General features: G+C 57.5%; 11 protein-coding genes and 1 pseudogene. 8 read left to right on the top strand and 4 right to left on the bottom strand.

The genetic code is table 11. The features are described from left to right. Nucleotides 1–33 precede the first annotated feature (33 nt). Nucleotides 34–927 carry a LysR family transcriptional regulator gene (locus ACOQPC_RS04610; protein ID WP_420607482.1) on the bottom strand — a complete coding sequence of 298 codons (894 nt, stop codon included), beginning with the start codon at nt 925–927 and terminating at the stop codon, nt 34–36. Nucleotides 928–1,016: 89 nt separating this feature from the next. On the opposite strand from ACOQPC_RS04610, the gene ACOQPC_RS04615 reads away from it, so the two are divergent. The 3 genes from ACOQPC_RS04615 to ACOQPC_RS04625 all read left to right on the top strand — a co-directional run bounded on the left by ACOQPC_RS04615 (nt 1,017) and on the right by ACOQPC_RS04625 (nt 6,087). Next, nucleotides 1,017–1,643, top strand: a complete 627-nt coding sequence (locus ACOQPC_RS04615) for an MBL fold metallo-hydrolase (RefSeq protein WP_420607483.1) — start codon at nt 1,017–1,019, stop codon at nt 1,641–1,643. Nucleotides 1,644–2,485: 842 nt separating this feature from the next. Continuing rightward, nucleotides 2,486–4,651, top strand: coding sequence for a type I secretion system permease/ATPase (locus ACOQPC_RS04620; RefSeq protein WP_420607484.1), 2,166 nt, complete (start codon nt 2,486–2,488; stop codon nt 4,649–4,651). Further along, nucleotides 4,648–6,087 carry an HlyD family type I secretion periplasmic adaptor subunit gene (locus ACOQPC_RS04625; RefSeq protein ID WP_420607485.1) on the top strand — a complete coding sequence of 480 codons (1,440 nt, stop codon included), beginning with the start codon at nt 4,648–4,650 and terminating at the stop codon, nt 6,085–6,087. Before ACOQPC_RS04620 ends, ACOQPC_RS04625 begins: the two co-directional genes overlap by 4 nt. Before the next feature lie 61 nt (nt 6,088–6,148). On the opposite strand, the gene ACOQPC_RS04630 is transcribed toward ACOQPC_RS04625, so the two are convergent. Continuing rightward, the gene (locus ACOQPC_RS04630; RefSeq protein WP_420607486.1) at nt 6,149–6,304 is read right to left on the bottom strand and encodes an IS66 family transposase; all 156 of its coding nucleotides are present in this window, start codon (nt 6,302–6,304) and stop codon (nt 6,149–6,151) included. A gap of 50 nt (nt 6,305–6,354) precedes the next feature. On the opposite strand from ACOQPC_RS04630, the gene ACOQPC_RS04635 reads away from it, so the two are divergent. The 5 genes and pseudogenes from ACOQPC_RS04635 to ACOQPC_RS04655 all read left to right on the top strand — a co-directional run bounded on the left by ACOQPC_RS04635 (nt 6,355) and on the right by ACOQPC_RS04655 (nt 17,490). Beyond that, nucleotides 6,355–6,564, top strand: coding sequence for a hypothetical protein (locus tag ACOQPC_RS04635; RefSeq protein ID WP_420607487.1), 210 nt, complete (start codon nt 6,355–6,357; stop codon nt 6,562–6,564). Between the two features lie 969 nt (nt 6,565–7,533). After that, nucleotides 7,534–13,335, top strand: a complete 5,802-nt coding sequence (locus ACOQPC_RS04640) for a hypothetical protein (protein WP_420607488.1) — start codon at nt 7,534–7,536, stop codon at nt 13,333–13,335. Nucleotides 13,336–13,354: 19 nt separating this feature from the next. After that, nucleotides 13,355–13,669: pseudogene (locus tag ACOQPC_RS04645) on the top strand (integrase core domain-containing protein); the annotation flags it as partial. 486 nt (nt 13,670–14,155) lie between these two features. Next, nucleotides 14,156–16,288 (top strand): prolyl oligopeptidase family serine peptidase, encoded by a 2,133-nt coding sequence (locus ACOQPC_RS04650; RefSeq protein ID WP_420607489.1) that lies wholly within the window; start codon nt 14,156–14,158, stop codon nt 16,286–16,288. A gap of 317 nt (nt 16,289–16,605) precedes the next feature. After that, a complete protein-coding gene (locus tag ACOQPC_RS04655; protein WP_420607490.1) occupies nt 16,606–17,490 on the top strand; it encodes a formate/nitrite transporter family protein in 885 nt (294 codons plus the stop codon). 13 nt (nt 17,491–17,503) lie between these two features. Here ACOQPC_RS04655 and ACOQPC_RS04660 read toward each other — a convergent pair whose 3' ends face one another. Beyond that, on the bottom strand, nt 17,504–19,348 hold the full coding sequence (locus ACOQPC_RS04660; protein ID WP_420607491.1) for a DUF885 domain-containing protein: 1,845 nt from the start codon (nt 19,346–19,348) through the stop codon (nt 17,504–17,506). 78 nt (nt 19,349–19,426) lie between these two features. Continuing rightward, nucleotides 19,427–20,623 (bottom strand): thiolase family protein, encoded by a 1,197-nt coding sequence (locus tag ACOQPC_RS04665; RefSeq protein ID WP_420607492.1) that lies wholly within the window; start codon nt 20,621–20,623, stop codon nt 19,427–19,429. Between the last annotated feature and the right edge of the window lie 5 nt (nt 20,624–20,628).

Raw genomic sequence — 20,628 nt, forward strand, 5'->3', positions numbered from 1 at the left:
GCTAAACGGGTCTTTTGCGCATTCTTGAGGCGCTTAACGGGATATGCGAGTTATAAGTCGCTCTAGATGTCGCAGTGCCGGGTGAAGGCTGCCGCGATGGACGTACATCAGATAAAATCCGGCTAAAGGCTTGCTCCACTCTGGCAGCACACGCCTGAGTGATCCTTCACTGAGAGACGCCGCGACGAAGTCGCGGGCAAGCAAAGCAACGCCTAAGCTATCGCGCGCGTATTGCCGTGCGGCAATTGCACTATCAACAATTAAAGTAGGTTTACCCTTCACCTTAACGATTTTATCTCCACGGCCAAGCAACCAAGGCGTCATCGCCCCGGAGCGCGGCCTTCGGATCACAATCCGGTCGTTGGTAATATCTTGCGGGCGTACCGGTTTCGTTCGCTGGGTAAGATACGCGTCGGATGCGACCAGAACGAGCTGATCGCTTTTGCTCAAACCCCGTGCGATCATGTCCTGTTCAAGCAGCTTGCCTCGGCGAATAGTCGCGTCATAGCGGCCAGCAACTGGGTCCGAAATTCTATCCTCGACCACGATCTCCAGACGAAAATTAGGGTGAGCCTGACGGAAGTCGGCAAGAATTGGTAGAATGAGCAATTCCATGGCTACCGCAGACACGCTGATCCGTGCACTCCCGGGCGGAAGAACACTTGCATTTGCCAACACGAGTTTGGATCTTGCGAGCTTTTCGAATGCAGGCTTGACCTCAAGAAGCAATTTCGTTCCTGCGTCGGTCAGTGCGACGCTGCGCGTCGTCCGTGAAAAGAGCCGGCTGCCAAGCCTCGCTTCTAATCTGCGAATTGACTGGCTTACCGCTGACGGCGTTACGCCAAGGCGAACAGCGGCCGAAGCAAACCGCTGCTCCTCTGCGACAGCGATGAATGTATTGAGTTCAAGAATTTCACCGGCGCGCATTCATGACTCCCAGTCAGCATAGAGTTAAGTTTGAGCAGCTTTTAACTGACGAGTGAAGCCCTCACATTGGCCATCGAAAGGAGTGCCTGATGAAAGACTTTCATATCTATTCTGTCGGTGATGCGCGCGTGGCCCGTGTTCAAGATTGTGAACTAGAAAACTTCAAACCGATCGACCTGCTACCTGAACTGAGCGAGGAGCAGAGGCAGCGACTGGAGCGAATGCCGGAAACTCTGACGCGCGATGGGCAGCATGTTCTGCTGAGCATTCACACTTGGGTCATATGGCTGGGCGGAAAGACGATCTTGATTGATACGGGTGCCGGCAACGACAAGCCACGTCCGTTCGCACCGTATTTTGACCGGATCAAAACACCATATCTCGAACGACTTCGAAGCGTCGGCGTATCACCGGAAGCGGTTGATTATGTCCTGCACACCCATCTGCATGTCGATCATGTCGGGTGGAATACGAGTCTGGTCGACGGAATTTGGAAGCCAACGTTTCCAAATGCTCGCCACATCTTCTCGGCTAAAGAATATGCCTATTTCACTGAGCCGGCCAACCACACCGATCGCAATCGCACCAGCTTTCAGACGGTTGCCGACAGTGTCACGCCGGTCATTGAAGCGGGTCTTGCCGATATGATCGTCATCAAGGGCACGGAAGCGATACCCGGCTTTACCTTCCACTCGACCCCCGGGGCATACGGTTGATCACGCTTCGATTGTCCTTGAGAGTCAAGGCGAGCAGGCGCTCTTCGCGGGCGATGTCCTGCATCATCCCCTGCAGGTCTACGAGCCCGATCTGCTCTCGGTATTCGATCCCAAGCGCTACCCCACCCTAACGTCTCGTCGTTGGGCACTCGACTTCGCCGCAGATCATAACGCGGCGATGTTTAGCTCCCATTTTTCGTCGACGTCTGTGGGGCGCGTTGTTCGAGAAGGTAGGGGTCATCTTTGGGAATTCATTTGAACGCAATACTTGGTATCGGCTGGCACCGCAGCGAGGCCGCACTTTCGTGAAAATGCACCGGCCGCTTGACTACCGTCGAGCGTGCCGGTGTCATTGGTAGCCCCGTCGGCACCCGGGGACGGTAGGGTGGCAAATCAGTGCCATTGGTGCTGACGGCGGACAGATCTAATCGCTCCGTTCTCGACGCTGCAGAATCGACAGCGTGAGATAATGATAGCGGATCTCGTGTCGGGTCCTCTCGCCGGGGAGGAATTCCGGTTTCACCAGACTGATCCGGATAACGGAGAGCGTATAATGAAAACGATAGGCGCTGATGCTGGCAAAAAACTGAAAGAAGCTCTCGCTAAGCAGAGCAGTTGAGACAGCAGTTTATAAGGTTCATGCCACTCGCTTAGGGCAAATCATTACGGTGAGACCGCAGGATGCGGCTTCCGATGTGAGATGAGAAACACAAATCCGTTTGCGCGTCTGGACGAGCCTTTTCGGCCCAAATCTGCCCACGTCATTTTTTCGTGGCGCGATGTTACTTCACGCTGTTAAATAGCGGACAGGGGAGGCGCCCTTTTTTCAAGGGCATGTTGAAATGACAGATTTAGCTGAAAGTGGCACGGGCGATGGTAATCCGCCTGTTGATACAGCGTTGCAGTGCTTTGTGCTGCTGGCGAAGTTTCTGGGAGTGCCGGCCGATCGGGCGCAGATTCATCATGACCGCGGACGGGGAGACGATCCTTACAGTCTGGAGGATTTGTCTAGAATTGCCAGACGGTTGGGACTTGTTGCGCGTCTACGCGAGGCCAAGCTGGACGAACTTTTAAAAATGCCTCTGCCTGCGATCGTGACATCGGCGGACGGAGCATTTCTCCTGCTGAAAATCGACGACCAGTCCGAGCAGCCCCGTTTCTTGATACAGAGACCAGATGGCGACCGGCCTGAGATACTCGACAAGGACGAATTTGGCGCATTGTTCGATGGTCGCCTGCTGCTGATGACATCAAGGGAAAAGATGTCTGGCGACAAGCGGGCATTTGATATTAGTTGGTTTATCCCGGCGTTGGTCAAATATCGGCGCGCCATACGCGACGTACTCATCGGAAGCTTTTTTTTGCAGTTGATGGGGTTGGTCTCGCCGATTTTTTTCCAGCTGGTGATCGACAAAGTGCTGGTTCATCAAAGCCTCAACACATTGGAAGTGCTGGCAATTGGTCTGGCGGTCATCATGATCTGGGAGACAGTGCTGTCGGCGCTGAGGAACTGGCTTTTCGCTCATACCACCAACAGGGTCGACGCAGAGCTTTCCGCCAACATGTTTAGCCATCTGGTCTCATTGCCCCTGAGTTATTTTGAAGTGCGCCGGGTAGGTGACAGCATCGCGCGTGTCCGAGAACTGGAAAATATCAGGCAGTTCCTGACCAGCAACGCAGTGACGGTCGTGATAGACCTGTTCTTCACAATCGTCTTTTTCGTCGTGATGTATCTCTATTCGCCAATACTGACTTTGATCGTTGCACTAACCATACCGATCTATTTGGCAATCTCCGTCTTTATCACGCCGCCGCTCCGGCGAAGGTTAGACGAGAAGTTCAGACGCGGAGCGGAAAATCAGGCATTTCTCGTCGAAACAGTTACCGGCATCGGAACACTTAAATCAATGGCCGTTGAGCCACAGATACGCGACAAATGGGAGAAGCTGTTTGCCGGTTATACCCAAACTGGCTTCAGCGTGGCGGTCCTTTCCAACTGGGGCAGCCATCTCATTCAAGGGGTGTCAAAGCTGACGACTGTCGCAATCCTGTTTTTCGGCGCAAAGGCGGTAATTGCAGGAGATCTTTCGGTGGGTTCGCTTGTTGCGTTCAATATGCTGGCCGGCCGCGTTGCCCAACCCGTCCTCCGTTTATCCCAACTCTGGCAGGACTTCCAACAGGTCCGCATTTCGGTTGACCGGCTCGGAGACGTGCTCAACGCGCCCGCTGAACCACAACATAACCCAGGACGCGCGAGCCTTCCGCCAATCAAAGGCAAGGTCGCTTTCGACAAGGTGCGCTTCCGTTATCGTCCGGATGCGCCCGAAGCATTACGCGGCGTCGAACTTGAAATTGCCGAAGGAGAAATGCTTGGCATCGTTGGACCTTCAGGGTCGGGAAAGTCGACATTGACCAAACTGGTCCAGCGGCTTTATGTCCCGGAGCAGGGACGGATATTGGTCGATGGCGTAGATCTTGCGCTGGTCGACCCCGCTTGGTTGCGCCGTCAGATCGGCGTTGTGCTGCAGGAAAATATCCTCTTCAACCGCACTGTTCGTGACAATATCGCGCTGGCAGATCCAACGTTGCCAATGGAGCGGGTCATTGGTGCTTCGCAGATGGCCGGAGCACACGAGTTCGTGCTTGAGCTGCCGCATGGCTACGACACGGTGATCGACGAGCGCGGTGCAAATCTTTCGGGCGGGCAGCGTCAGCGTCTCGCGATTGCTCGCGCGCTGATAGGCGATCCGCGGATCCTGATACTCGATGAGGCGACCAGCGCTTTGGACGCTGAAAGCGAAGAGATCATCCAGAAAAACCTTGGCCTAATTTCGAAAGGACGAACGGTCATCATTATTGCTCACCGGCTTTCCGCGGTTCGCCAATGCAACCGGATCGTGACAGTGGAAGCCGGGACCATCACCGAGATGGGTAGCCATGGCGAACTCATACAGGCCGGGGGCCGTTACGCGAGCCTATATGCCAAGCAGATGGGGCTGACATCGTGAGCAGTGACAGCGAAGCCCCCGTCGGCATCATCGAACGAAGATTTCCGACCATAGCTAGGCATCTGTCGATCCTGCGCGAAAGCTGGGGCGACCAGAACGATCGCGATAAGGCGTTCCGGCCTAAAAGCGATCACGAATTCCTGCCCGCCGCGCTAGAAATCATGGAGAAGCCGCCAAGCCCCGGACTTCGATGGCTGCTCATCATTCTGTGCAGCCTGTTCGCAATAGCGCTTATATGGGCTTTTGTCGGAAGGATCGACGTAGTTGCAACCGCGCAAGGGCAAGTGGTGCCATCGACCAACTCGCGAATAATTCAGCCGATCGAAATAGGCGCGGTCCGTGCTCTCCACGTGCGAAATGGTCAGAGGGTCAAAAAAGGGCAACTGCTCGTCGAGCTTGATCCAACCATAACCGAGGCAACGCAGAGCCAGAGCGCTCAGCAATTGCTGTCAGCCGAAGTGGTTGATGCGCGCAACGCCGCCCTTCTTTCTTATCTCAACGGCGGATCCGGAACATTTGCGCCCCCGCCAGGGACGTCACCCGATCTCGTCGCCACCCAGTCCAGTTTCGTGCGAAGCGCAATTGCGGCTTTCGTGGCGGAGCGGGCTGCCCTGTTTCAGCAGCGCGAGCAGCGCCGTGCTGAGCTTGCCGGAGCCCAGGCCGAAATAGTTAAGTTGCGACAGACCTTGCCGCTTCTCGACAAGCAATTGGCTGCGCGGCAAGAGCTTGCCGACAAGGGCTATTTCTCCAAGCTCAAATTGCTTGAATACCAGCAACTGCGGGTCGAGCACATTCAGAACATAGAAGTGCAGGAGGCAAATGCCCAACAGTCGCGCGCCGCGGTCGCCAATATAAGTGCGCAACTGCAACAACTTGAGCAGAGTTTTGCTCGCGGTGCCGCGTCAGAGCAGGCCGAGGCACAGGATCGGTCAGCGGTCGCTTCCGAAGAGCTTCGTAAGGACCAACGGCGACGTCAGTTCCAGCAGATCCGTTCACCCGTCGATGGTACGGTTCAGCAACTGGCGATTACCACGATTGGAGCGGTCGTCCAGCCTGCGGAGCCCATCATGGTTATCGTGCCTGATGACGCGGAGGTCGCAGTCACGGCTCGGATTCTCAATAAGGATATCGGCTTTATTCATGTCGGTCAGCCGGTTCGCGTAAAGCTCGAAGCCTTCAACTTTACGGATTACGGTTTCATCGATGGTGTGGTTGAGGATATCAGCCGCGACGCCGTACAGGATGAGCAGATGGGCCTCATATTTATCGCTCGCATTCATTTGAATCGTCGATTTCTGATGGTGGCAGGTGAGCGCACGCCAATTGGTCCGGGGCTTGCCGTTCAGGCAGAGATAAAGACCGGAGAGCGGCATATTATACAGTATCTTCTTTCGCCGATCGCGCAAAGCCTAGATGAAGCTGGCCGCGAGCGGTGAAAAAACACCTCCAAAAAGTGATCTCGCTTAGGCATCCGATGGGAGCTCAGTGTGTCAGCCCTTACCAGTGGGTGAACGCGTAGCGGATCGCATCGGCGAGACGGCTTCTGCGGCCGAGCTGCGACAGCCGTGCGTCCAGCACGCGGTGGAATTCCTCGATGAACGGGTGGCTGTGTTCTTGGCGGGCGAGACGGCGAGCATCGGGCGACTGGCCCACACGCTGGCTTCGATCTAGTAAAGCAGCGCAATACGGTTTGCAGGAACAACATGGAGGCGCTCGGCAACTTCCTCGGCAGTGACGTGGAGCTCGCCGCCGCAGCAGGCGAAGACTCCTTCAATCGGACGCGCAGATTGCAAGGCTTTGCCAAAATCACGGTTGACGTAAACGTCGCGATGATCCAGCTTCGTCCGATAGCTAGATTCTGCGTTCGGGGAGGAGCGCCAGGGTGGGTGACTTTTCAAATTCTCAATTTCTGACAGGCTGCGTTGCACGACTTAGATGGACGGGCAAATGCCAGTTATCTGCGCTGCCGACTATGTCAGCAAGACCTTTAGGTAGGTCTGGGTGATGTGCGAGCCTGCAACTTTTTCGTGCTCTATAGTCGACGATACGATTTCTCAATGTACCCAATGGGCGGTAAACTCGGATCGGATAAGTTGGTTAATAATGTGAGATGGATTTATGGGGCAGGATCAGGCAGGTTGCCTAAGAGACGCAATGCTCTGTCAACGTGACATTCTAATCTTCCCCCCAAAGATCCGGAAAGCGTCGCGCGCGCCAGTATGGCGAATTGCGCACCGCGCGCTGCTCTGCCTTTTGATGGGTCAAATGGTTTTTATGTTAGTCGGGTGTACAAGCAGGGGCAGTTATCGATACAGGTTGACGGTCCAAGTCGATACCCCGGAAGGTGTGCGATCGGGTTCGAGCATCCTTGAGGTTCGCTATTACAACGTTCCCGATTGGCTACCCAACGGCGGTGGGACTTCATCCCAGTACCGCGGAGAAGCGGTGGCAGTCGACCTCCCGGGCGGGCAAACTCTCTTCGCGCTACTGACTGGTCAAGATGGCGGTAGCATTGAGCGGTTCGCACCGGAGGCTATACGTGCTGCTGGTCAGCCTGTAACCGCAGAAAGTATCCAAAATGTTAGAGGAATATTTCGCGTCCCTCTCGAATATTATCCACAATTTGTGCGGTTCCGGCATCTTGCAAAGCCGAACTCCGTGGAGGCCGTCGATCCCTCCAATTTATCTCGCAGCTTCGGACAGAATACACGGCTAAAATCGGTTCTGGTACAAATCACTGAGGAAAAACCATCCTTTTCCATTACTAAACGACTGCCTTGGCTAAAGGACTTTCGAACGAGCCTCGATGGTCAAAGATATCAGATGACGCATGATTTGGCGAATAACTTATACAGACATAGTTTTATTCGTGGGGACCAAGAATGAATAAAGAACTTATGATTGCGATATTAGCGATGGATTCATATAATCGCGGATACAGTCAGGGCCTCCGGCTCAACAGCGGAGATGCAGATTCGGCGCAGGAGGAAGCGGGAAGGTCGATAGGCAATGCCCATATATTGGTGCAGGATCAGGCCAGCGCTGCATTAGAGGCATCTTTTTACGCAATCGCTTATGTGCTCGATGGCGAAGTAATTGTCAGTTATCGCGGTAGTGATTACGAGGACGAGCCAGGCGCATCGTCTATAATACCTAACGATATTTGGGAGGGCTGGAGCGCAATAACTGGATGGGAGGCCGGGCAGGTAGGCCTAGCAATCAAGTTTTATGAAAATGTAGTCGATATAGCCGACACGTCGCAGGACATTGTTGGCATAAGCTTGACCGGCCATTCCCTCGGTGGAATGCTAGCCGGAATAGTATCAACCCTTTACGGAAATCAAGCCTTAATTTTCGATCATCTGCCTTTCGGCTTTGCAGCTGAAACTCATGCGCAAGCCGCAGGTTTGACGGGATCGCTATATTTCGATGTCCCAAAGTCAATTTATGTAGAGGGGGAAATCGCCCAAGAGCTAAGGGATGGGGCGCTAGGAGAATTTTTTGAAAACTTTGTTCGAGTTCCTGCTCAAAGCGATTTTGATCGCACTATTGAGCTTGAGGACATGGTCGATAAGACTGCGCTTGATGACTATGATACCAGCTTAGGCTATGTTGAAGGGGCAGTTCGCCGACATTCTCAGTCGCTGCTTGTTCATCTGCTTTACGCGAAGAACGTGTGGGAAGCTCCTCAACAAAACGGAGGCCTCGCGCGCGGCATAGGTTGGCGATCAATTTCACCAATCTTGTTTGACGCATTGCACAACGATGCAATCGGAGAATCTTTAGGCTGGAAGGAAGGGGGGGCGGGTATCGGAACAGGTCAGTCGACTCCGGGCAATCAATTGGCATACTCTATTGCTTATTCAGCAATTAGTGAAGGCGAGCGGCCTTTTGGCGATACAGCTATTGAAGCGCTTTTCGATGATGCTGATGATCTTGGAATAGTCAGAAGTGCTCTGCCGGTTTGGATCGACGATGAACTCTTATCCTCATTTGGCGATGTAATGGTTGAATATGCCGGGCTGCTAGCCACTAATAGAGCGCTGAAATCCGAACGGCCGGATGCGGTTGATGGCATATTTACTATTAGTAGGGTAGGAGCCGGATCAAATGAACCTGCAGCGCTACTGATCGATTTTTCTGATACGACTTGGACTGCTGACGCCTTGGGTGGGCAATCTCACGAAATCTCTATGCAAGGCGAGTTGGTTGCTGGAATTATTGGGAAAACAATCGCTACATATTCTAGTCAAGTAGAAGCGGACTTTATTTCCGATGAATTGGGCGGTTGGTTAGGCCGCATTAACCCATCGTCGAGCATTGACCCTTTTGAGCTAATTGACGGCGTTGTGATAAGTCTGATAGGCGGTTCTGCAGTTTATCAAACTACGGCGGAGCGATATCAGCTTATTGTCGGGACGGATAATGCCGAGTCATATAATCTCGTCGGTGCGCCCACGATTTTCTTGGCTGGGGGTGGTGACGACTATGTGAAGGGCACAGGTGGTGACGATGCACTGTTAGGAGGATTGGGCGCCGATACGTTGATCGGTGGGGCAGGTAACGATTTTTTCTTCGGTGGACCGGGCAGCGATATAATCCTCGGCGATGCCGCGTACGGAGACAACGACGGCTACGACACAGCGGTGTATGCCGATCCGGGCACGGTGCGCCTGAGCTATGATGGAACGGGTGTATCGCATAAGCTTATCGTCAACGGGAATGACGGGGGGCAGGATACACTTACAAGTATTGAGTATCTGCGCATCAGTGCGAGTAAGACGATTTTTGACCTGCGCGGCACCATCGGTGATGACGTTAATCTTACCGTCGAAGCCCTCGGTGGTGTGGAACTTAGCAACAATATTCGCCAAGCAGTTTCTGGGAAGAATCTCGAACACGGGATCAGAGCGCATCTCAACGGCCCTGATGGCTCCAGCCAGCTCTCGAATGCTGATACTTCGGGAGACGGCGGGGGCGTCATAACGCTCGCGGGCTTCAAGACCGACATCATTGGCACGGATTACGACGACGATCTCTTCGACGGAAGCGACGAAGCTAAATCGATTAGCGGGGGCGCCGGTGATGACCGCATCAGCGTTGCCGGAACCAGCGCATCGGCAGTTCTCCTCGGCGGCTCTGGGGTCGATGAAATTATCGGCGGAAGCGGTAACGACTTTATCGTCGATCAAGACGGTGGGACTGAGGTGGCGAGTAGACCATCTTCTGGTGGCGGGTTTCCCGGCGGAAATCCCTCTCCAGGTGGCAGCACCCAGCCCGTAGCATCGATAGATGGTGGTGCTGGCAACGATACGATCATCATCTCTTACGGGCCCGACATAACAACTCCGCCACCACTCGAACCCGGTGCGTTCTCTATTTTTGGCTCTCGACCGCATGGAACGCAAGCCGCAAATACGGCATCTGAAGCCGCCCGAGCAAAAATCCTGACTCCGGGCGAGGGCGATGATTGCGTCTTTATTGATGCGATCTACGGAACGATTTTCTACCAATATGGGCAAGGCGATGGCGACGACGTTGTAACCGTTAAGGCTTTCAATAGCGTCGAATACGCCCCTAATCTTAACGCCCAGCCCACTGAAGTGCCGGGCGATATCTACCAGCCGGGGTTTAATTTCGATTTCAGTGATTTCGCGTCTAGCGAGATCACGGCGGAATTTATTGTAGAAAGCCAGCGTGTCATCGGAGAGTATTTGCCGAATAACGATTTTGCTCCGCTTTGGGAAGTTCAAGGAGACTTGAAGATAAGTTTCGCAAATGGCGGTTCTATTACCATAAATGATTATTACGGGCTGTGGGATGCCGAGGAGTTTCGTTTCGATCCAGCTGTAGAGAATGTTTATACAACTAGCCCGGCAGTTAGCGTCGATCTCGGGATCAGATTTAAAACTGCAGACCAAGGGCAAGTCACTATTGCAATTACTGATCAATTTTCTAGCAACCCAGGATCCACGCAGCGTGCTCCGGGCCAATCGCTAGCAAAATATGATACGATAGCTTCAACACAGCAGACGAGCACAGCGTCATCGTCGTCGCAGGGAAGCGTCTTCTTGGCTCCCGGCGAGCACAGCTATGAGGGCGGCGATGGCGTGGATCGTCTTGTCGTCAGCTGGGATCTGGATAGCCTGACTTCTACCCTCAACGGCTCGAACTTGATAATCGAAGACAAGTGGGGCTTAATTGGCAAAACGATATTGGCTAATTTCGATGAAATCTACGCAGTTGAAGAAAACAGGATTTACAGCGTCGAGGAATTTGATGCTGCACTTGCCAGCCGCGGTGAAGGTGAGATCATTGTTGGCAGTGAAGCCTCTGACGTGCTGGTCGGTACCGAGCGACGCGACCATATAAGCGGGTTGGCCGGAGATGATGCGCTTAGCGGACTTGCAGGCAACGACTTCCTTGATGGCGGTGCTGGAGCCGATATGATGAGCGGAGGGAAGGGTGACGATCTTTACATCGTCGACGACCCTCTAGATGCGGTTATCGAGCTTGTAGACGAGGGCGACGATCTGGTTCAAGCTTCAGTCGATTATCAGTTAACAAATAATGTTGAGCATCTCGTGCTGTTGGGCGGAGCCGCTAGCGGTACTGGCAACGGATTAGCCAATCGTTTGACCGGCAATGTTTTAGCCAACAACCTTTCCGGACTAGCGGGCGACGACCGGCTTTTCGGCTTGGAAGGCGATGATATTTTGTCTGGAGGCGATGGAAACGACCAAATCGACGGCGGATCGGGCAGCGACGTCCTAAATGGCGGCCAAGGCGACGATATCCTCCAAGGGGGCGAGGGCGCCGACATGATGACTGGCGGCGACGGTAACGACTATTATTTCGTGGATGACGCGGGTGATCAGGTCATTGAGCAAGCTGGCGAAGGATATGATACGATCGAATCGTCGGTCGACTATCAGTTGCTGGAAGGCCAGGAACGCCTCATTCTGATGCGCAAGGCTGTCTTGGGCGAAGGTAACGCCTCGAACAATCATATCATCGGCACCAATGCGAAAAACACTCTATTAGGTCATGATGGTGCTGACCGGATCGATGGGAAAGGGGGTGCCGATTTCATCGATGGAGGAAATGGCGACGACATGCTGTTTGGCGGGGCGGGGCCGGACAGTATATTTGGTCGTGATGGCAATGATACGATCAATGGTGAGAGCGGCGACGATATCATTCACGGTGATGGCGGCGATGACCTTATAAATGGCGGTGCTGGCGATGATATTTTGTATGGCGGCGACGGCGCTGACATCCTTTATGGCCGCAAGGGTCATGACAGAATATTTGGCGGCGATGGTGCCGACATGCTCTATGGTCTGAGCGGCGAGGATAAAATGTATGGGGGGACTGGTCAGGACGTTTTGTATGGCGGGGCCGGCGACGACATAATGTATGGCGGTTCTGGGAACGACGTGCTGCATGGCGAGAAGGGTGCTGATAGGGTTTTTGGCTTGAGCCAAGATGACCTGATCGTTCAGGTCGGCGCGACGGACGGTCGTGATTTCATTGACGGTGGTTCTGAAACCGACACTTACAAGCTTTTGGGCTCTGCGGGTGCCGAAGACTTCACCTTCTACACGCGCGATGCGTGGCTGGAGATTGCTGGAAACATCGCCAGCGACCTAGATATCGACACCGAAATTGTCGTCACGCGCAATGGCAGCGACAACGCCCATGTAATTTCCGAGCTCAATGATATCGAGGAAATCATCGTCGATACGCTGAACGTAACCCCTATCGAACCTGGTGCCCCGACCGGAGGCACTTCCGGGAGCGGCGATACTGTCAGTGTGGTGGGTGACTTTACCACCACCAGCCTCAACTTTAATACGATAACCGTGAATTCCGGCGCGAATGCCGACACGGTCGATATCAGCGGTCTGAAGTCTGCACACCGACTGGTATTCAATGGCGGAGGCGGCGCGGACAGCATTGTCGGGAAAATACGGCCCCAAGACGTTGTAAACTTTTCAGGAACTGGGCAAACGCCGACGGATATATCGCATGCCCTCGCGGATGCATCGTTTGCAATCGACCTGTCTACATCGAATTCGGCATTTCGCTATCCCGAGCAGTTCATGCTTAATCGCCAAGTGTTGGTACAGGTTGATCCATATGATCTGAGCAGCCGCTTCACTGGAGAATTTTCCAGCAATCCCTATATACGCGAGTATCAGGAAGGCGGAATGCGACTGATCCTGCCAGTTGGTCTAGAGGGCGGCGATTCGGTGCTGAGCGACAACCTTCCTAACCTGCACTCCAGCACAAATCGACGGCACCTGACGGAGGAAAGTCATCCTTCTAACGACGTGGAGCCGACAGATGGTAATCGCTCCTATGAGCCTCCAGCACATGACATCAGGGCGGTGCCTGCGATGCTTCTATCTTCGTCCGATTTGGATCAGCATGTCCTTTTAAACGAAGGAGTTCTTGCGCAAAGAACGGCACAGATCCGAGCTCATTTGACCAGTGATAGCTTCGATGCTGATGAAGCAGGTGAACATTCGTACGGTGAGATGAGCAATGATGAAGGTTCGTTGTCTGTTAAACTGGCGCGAATTCGGCAGGACATGGCTGGCTTCGCTGGGCAAGGCTTTGGCGAAGGGCACGGACTGCAGAATCAAGCCAACCACGTCATCACTGACTGGTACGCATGAATGATGCCCTGGCTGGATGATTTATAAATGGCTTGGCAAGATCAGCGTGAAGACGCTTTACATCGCGCCGGGATCGCCGTGGGAGAACGGCTATAATGAGAGCTTCAACGGATCGCTGCGCGATGAACTGCTGAACGGCGAGATCTTCTACAGCCTCGCCGAAGCCGAGGTACTGATCGAGGCCTGGCGCCGCCATTACAATGCGGTGCGCCCGCACAGCAGTCTAGGTTATCGCCCGCCAGCCCCGGAAACGGCAACGCCGCCACTGCCGCCGTCCGGTTCCGCTTCGCTCCACCTCCCGTCGGCAGTGGCGCCGGAGGCAGCAATGCACTAACAATCAAACCGGACCACTCGGTGGGGGCCAGTCACTTCGGTTAACCTCGTTTATCGCGGCCGTCCTTCCCTTAAGCAAGACTCTCATTGTATTTGTAGGAAATGTCAGGGGGGTCAGGTCACGCCCGTAGAATACCTAAAACAAGGCTCACTTGTCGTTCACACCTGCGCGGAAATCATCCCAAAGAACCTTTTTTGAGTCCTGAAAAAGGCATCGAACCAACACCTTATGTGAGATTTGCGGGCTTTCTTGCGGGCCTTTCGCCACAGCCCTACGGAGTATGCCATTGAAATAAGACAATAAATATTTATGAATTGGATGCCTCTTCTGGGCACCAATTCTCCCGAAATCGCCGAAAACGCTCGGAAATCGTCGCCGCGATGCGAGGCCGGCCGGATCATCCGGAAATATCGCTAGACGTATTTCTCGTCAGAGTTATCCAGACCTTGCCGCCGCCCTTGTTTTTCCAGTCTGAAGAGACCTGCCATGCGCTATCTGCTCTCCCTCGCCATCGCCGCTGTCGGACCGTTCGCCGCCACTTCATCGCCCGCCGCGGCGCAAGCGACCGGTGCTGCCGAAGCGGCCGATCCGAACCTCTATCTGGAGGATATCCATGGCGAACAGGCGTTGGCAAAGGTCGGGCGGTGGAACGAGCGCACGCTCGCTACGCTGGAGGCCGAACCCGATTTCGATAGCTACCGGGAGCGCGCGCTCGATCTGTTGCAGGACGATCGCCAGATCGCGAACCCCGATCAGGTGATCGGCGACCGCGTGCTGAACCTGCGGCGGGACAAGGCCAATCCGCGCGGGCTGTGGCGGATCGCGTCGCTGGGCAGCTTCATGAGCGGCGAGCCGGAATGGCGTACGCTGATCGATGTCGATGCGCTCGGCAAAAGCGAAGGCAAGAGCTGGGTGTGGAAGGGCGCGGATTGTCTCGCCCCTGATTATACCCGCTGCATGGTCGCGCTGTCGGACGGCGGGGGCGACGCCGTGCTCGAACGCGAGTTCGATATTCCGGCGGGCGCGTTCGTCGAGGGCGGCTTTGCCGTGCCCACCGCCAAGACGCGGCTGAGCTGGGCCGGGCCCGACGCGCTCTATGTCGGCACCGACTTCGGCGAGGGCAGCCTGACCAGCTCGGGTTATCCGCGCATTGTCAAGCTGTGGAAGCGTGGCGCGCCACTCAGCGCCGCGACCGAGATCGCGGCCGTGCCGACCGAGTATGTCGGCACCGGCGTCGCCATGCTGGAGGATGGTGCGATGCGTTATCCGCTGCTCGGCAAGGAGGTGGATTTCTATCACACGGACCGCAGCCACATCGCGCCGGACGGCCGCCTGATTGCCTCGCCGCTGCCGCAGGACGCGGAGGTGAACGCCGTGCTGGATGGCCAGCTGTTCGCCACGCTGCAGAGCGACTGGAACGGCATTCCTGCGGGCGCGGTGGTGGCCTATTCGATTCCCGAGGTGCTGGCCGGACGCGACCCGAGGGTCGAGCGCGTGTTCGTGCCGACCGATTCGCAGGCGGTCGAGCAGGTCGGATCGGGCAAGTCGGTGCTGTGGGTGAAGCTGCTCGACGATGTTTCGGGCAAGCTCCTCGCGTTGACACGGGGCGCTGACGGCAACTGGTCGCAGCAGGCGATCGCGCTGCCCGAATCCTCCACGGTCACGCTGAATGCGACCGCCGATGATAGCGATCTGGCCTTTGTCACGGTCGAGGGCTTTCTCACGCCGCCGACACTCGATGCTGTCCGCCCCGGCGCCGTGCCGGTTGAGGTAGACGCGCTGCCCGCGCGCTTCGACGCATCGACGATGGACGTCGAACAGCGCTTTGCGGCGTCGAAGGATGGCACGCGCATTCCCTATTTTCTGGTGCGCAAAAAGGGTCGGAGCGGTGCGGTTCCGGCGCTGATCCATGCCTATGGCGGGTTCAATCTGGCGCAGACGCCGACTTATCTGGTCGGCCAGCCCTATCGATCGGGTCCGGCGGGGCTGTTCTGGGTGGAGGAGGGCAATGCCTTCGTTCTCGCAAATATCCGCGGCGGCGGCGAATATGGGCCGCGCTGGCACCAGGAAACGATGCGCGAGAAGCATCAGAACGCGTTCGACGATCTGGCCGCGGTCGCCGAGGATCTGGTGCGCACCGGGGTTTCGACCAAGGGTGCCATTGCGGTTTCGGGCCGGTCGAACGGTGGGCTGCTGACGTCCGCGGCGATCGAGCAGCGTCCCGATCTCTACGGCGCGGCGGTGATCGGATCGCCGCTCACCGACATGAAGCGCTATTCGCATTTGCTCGCGGGCGCATCCTGGATCGGCGAATATGGCGATCCCGACAAGCCCGCCGACTGGGCGTTCATCCGCGAATATTCGCCTTATCAGAACCTGAAGCCCGGCGTGCAATATCCCACGCCGTTCATCTACACCTCGACCGAGGACGACCGCGTCCACCCTGGCCATGCGCGCAAATATGCCGCGAAGCTCGAGACCTATGACGATCCCTTCTATTATTACGAAGATCCCGAAGGCGGCCACGCCGCCGGCGCGGATCGCATCGCCGATGCGCAGCGCGCGGCGCTGGTCACGGTCTATCTGAACAAGGTGCTTGCGCAGCGCGCGGCTCGCTGACTGGCAGGGTAAGGATGGGGCCGATCGACACGCGGCCTTCCATATCCCCCCAAGGCCCGCGCAAGTTATCGAGCAACCTCGTGCTTGGCCGCGCCGCGCAGGCTATGCTCGAGCGCGGCGAGCGCCAGCCGGAAGGGGCCATGGCCTCGACGGTAGGCTCTTGCTTCAGCCAGCGATGCTGCACGCCTGCCGCAAAGGCTGCTCCGCTGCCGATCGGGTCGGCCAAAATGGAGGCGGAGCTATTACGCATCACCTTTTCGCGTCGGCATGCGTTGGGCTGTTTTAACTGCGATAGCGGTATGCGGCGGGGGCATAAGATGGTTGCGAACGATCGGGGGCACGACAACCCATCCGGTAGGAACGAGGCGGAAGACGACGACATCGACCTTAGCCATGAGGAAGGCAAACAGGTCCGTGAACGCGCTTCGGTCGATAGCTATGTCGTTCATGAAGTAATCAGGAGGCAAGGGCGCGACGAACTGCGGCGCCCGTTGCTGTCGCTTTTCTGGTCGGGCATAGCAGCCGGCATCGCTATTCCGTCTTCGGTTCTGGGCAGGGCTTTGTTGGAGGATGCGCTGCCCGATGCGCCGTGGCGACCGATGGTCGCTTCGCTCGGATATACCCTCGGCTTCCTGATCGTCATTCTGGGCCGGATGCAATTGTTCACCGAAAGCACGCTTTCGGCAACGATCCCGGTGGCGACGCACCCGAGCATATCCAATCTGCTGCGCCTGCTGCGACTTTGGAGTATCGTGTTCGTCGCCAACATGCTCGGCACGTTTGTGATCATGCTGCTCGTGGGCAACAATGCCATCGGCTATCCCGATCAGGCCGCAGCGATGCTGGAGCTGTCGAAAAAATTGCTCGAGCACGGGCCGCTCCAGACAATGCTCGGTGGTATCCCGGCGGGCTTCCTGCTGGCCGCCGTGGCCTGGTCGCTGCCCGTTGGGCGCGGACAGGAATTCTGGATCATCCTGTTCTTCACCTATTTCATTGGTTTGGGCGAGTTCTCGCATGTGGTCGCCGGATCGGCCGAGGCATGGCTGCTCGTCCTATCGGGCGAGGCCGGCCTCGGCTTCGCGATCTTCGGTTTCATCCTGCCCGCGCTGGTCGGCAACATCATCGGCGGCACGCTGATTTTTTCGCTGCTCGCCCATGCGCAGGTCAGTACGGAGATCGACGGAGGCAAGTTGAACACTTGACCGGGTCGAGGCCTTAGCGGTTGGCCGCGATATAGGCGTCGGCCTGTTCTTCCAGCACATCGAGCGGCAGCGCGCCCTGGCTCAGGATCACCTCGTGAAAGGCGCGGATGTCGAACTTCGGGCCAAGTTCTTCTTCGGCCCGCGCGCGCAGTTCGGCGATCTTGCGCTGGCCGATCATATAGCTCGTCGCCTGGCCGGGATTGTTGATGTAGCGGTTCACTTCCTTTTCGATGTCGCGCGCGGACAAGGGCGCGTTGGCGGTGAAGTAATCGATCGCCTTTTGGCGGCTCCAGCGCTTGGAATGGATGCCGGTGTCGGTGACCAGCCGGATCGCGCGCCACATCTGCAAGCTCAGCATGCCGAAGCGGGCGAGCGCGCTATCATAGCCGCCCATCTCCGCCGCCAGCCGCTCCGAATACAGCCCCCAGCCTTCGGTATAGGCACCGTAATAGCCGAAGCGCCGGAATTTCGGCAGGCCCTGCAGTTCCTGCGCGCGGGCGATTTGGAAATGGTGGCCCGGCGCACCTTCGTGGAAAGCTATCGCCTCGGACTGCGGCTTTTGCACCTGCGTCATGTCGGCCAGATTGACGTAAAAGATGCCCGGACGCGAGCCATCGGGGGCGGGACGATTGTAAAAGGCGACCGCGGCGGTCTCCTCGCGGAACGGCTCGACCGCGCGCACCTCCAGCGGGGGCTTGGGCAGGCCTGAGAAATATTGCGGCGCAATTTTCATGATCCGCGCGATCGCGGCGCGGCTGTTCTCGAGATAGGCCTCCCGGCCCGCCGCATCATCGGGATATTGATATTTCGGATCGGTCCGCAGCGCGGCGAAAAACTCCTCCAGCGTGCCGGAGAAGCCGATCTCCTGCTTCACCGCCTCCATTTCGGCGCGGATCGAGGCGACCTGATCCAGCCCGATCCGGTGGATTTGGTCGGCGGTGAGATCGGTGGTCGTATAAAAATTCAGTCGCGCGGCATAATAGGCATCGCCGTTCGGCAGGCTCCAGGCGCCGTCATTGCCCTTGGCCAGCGGCTCGATGGCGTCGAGCGCGGCGAACAACGTCTTGAAGCCCTCCAGGAACGGACCGGTCATCGCCGCCTCCGCCTCGTCCACCAGCCGCGCCTTTTCGCTCGCCGCGATGTCGAGCTTGCCGACCTTTTCCCTGAAATCGGCGAGCAGGCTGCCGTCCGGCCCATCGTCGAACGGCGCGCCGGTGATGACCAGCCGCGCGTCCTCCCGCGCCGGGGCGAACACCATCTTGGGCGGGACGATTCCCTTGCTCGCCTGATCGCGCATCGTCGCGGCGGTTTCGGCCATCACGCGCTGGGTCTCGCGGATGCGCGCGATGTAATCCTCGGCATCGTCCACGCTGTCGATGCGGTGCTGGTTGATCAGGAAGACCGGAATGTCACCCGCCGGGCTGCCATTGGTCGAGACCGGGAAGCCGTAATCGCGGTAGACATCCTGCGCCTTGTCTGTCGCCACCTTCTCCTCGAACAGGCGGTAGCTCAGCCGCGCGGTGGAGCCCAGCTCGGCGGGATCGAACATCCGCTGCATCTCGGCGAGCTGCTGCTGCTCCAGCGCCAGACTGCGCGCGGCCGCGGCGGGCGTGTAATCGTCGAGCTTGTCGTAATCCGTCTTGAGGCCGAGGCTGGTCATCGCCTCCGGACTGAGCGCGACCGACTGGTCGAACGCGGCGTCGAGAAAGGTCAGCAGCCGGGCATCTTCACTTGCCGTCACATCCGCGTCCGCGGCAACCGCAGCGCCGCCGCTCGCCAGCGGCGCGTCGGTGGACATGGTGGAGCAACCCGTGAGCAGCAAGGCGCTAAGGGTAAGGGCGGGCAGGGTGTGTTTCATACTGGGCGGCTCCGGACGGTTTGCGTGATTGCGCGCCATCTAAGCGGATGCACGCGTCCTTGCCAAGCGGCGCGCCGTTCAGACCAGCTCGAACAGCCCCGCCGCGCCCATGCCGCCCGCCGTGCACATCGACACGACCACCCATTGCACGCCGCGCCGCCGCCCTTCGAGCAGCGCCGCGCCGACCAGCCGCGCGCCGGTCATGCCGAACGGATGGCCGATCGCGATCGCGCCGCCGTTGACGTTGTAGATGTCCGGATCGATGCCCAGTTCGTCGCGGCAATAGAGGCACTGCGAGGCAAAGGCTTCGTTGAGTTCCCACAGGCCGATATCGGCGACTTTCAGGCCCGCGCGATCGAGCAGCTTGGGGATCGCGAAGACCGGACCGATGCCCATTTCCTCGGGCTTGCAGCCCGCCGCCTGGAACCCGCGATAGACGCCGAGGATATCGCGCCCCTCGGCCCTGGCGCGCTCGCGGCTCATCAGGATCTGCGCCGCGGCGCCGTCGGACAGCTGGCTGGCATTGCCGGCGGTGACATTCTCGCCCTGCCCGATCACGTTGCCGCCCTTCCACACGGGCTTGAGGCCGGACAATGTCTCGGCAGTGGTCCCGGCGCGCAGGCCCTCATCCTGTTCCAGCGTCACCTGCTCGGTACCGGCGTCGCTGCCGTCTTGCCCATAGAGCTTTTTCGTGGTGGTGAGCGGCACGATCTCCTCGGCCATGCGCCCGGCTTCGGTCGCCGCATTGGCGCGCTGCTGGCTCATCGCGGCATATTCGTCCTGAGCCTCACGGCTGATGCCGTAGCGCTTGGCCACGATCTCGGCGGTCTCGATCATCGGCATATAGGCATGCGGCTGCTCGGCGATCACGCTGTCGTTGACGTAGCGCGGCGCGTCCTTGGTGACGGTGAGGCTGATCGATTCCATCCCGCCCGACAGCGCCACGTCGATGTCGCCCGCCATGATCGAGCGCGCGGCCAGCGCGGCGGTGGTGAGGCCGGAGCCGCATTTCCGGTCCAGCGTGAAGCCCGGCACGGATATCGGCAGGCCCGCCTCGAAGATCGCCATGCGCGCGGCGTTGCCGCCCTGCGTGCCCCACTGATTGCCCACGCCCCAGAACACGTCGTCGATGGTCGCGGGGTCGATCCCGGCGCGCGTCACCGCCGCGTTCATCACGTGGCCGCCCAGAACCGGCGCCTCGGTATCGTTATAGGCGCCGCGATAGGCCTTGCCGATCGGCGTGCGGGCGGTGGAGACGATGACGGCTTCGTGCATGGGGT

The organism is Novosphingopyxis sp. (assembly GCF_965218915.1).
In the GTDB taxonomy this organism is placed as follows: Bacteria; Pseudomonadota; Alphaproteobacteria; order Sphingomonadales; family Sphingomonadaceae; genus Novosphingopyxis.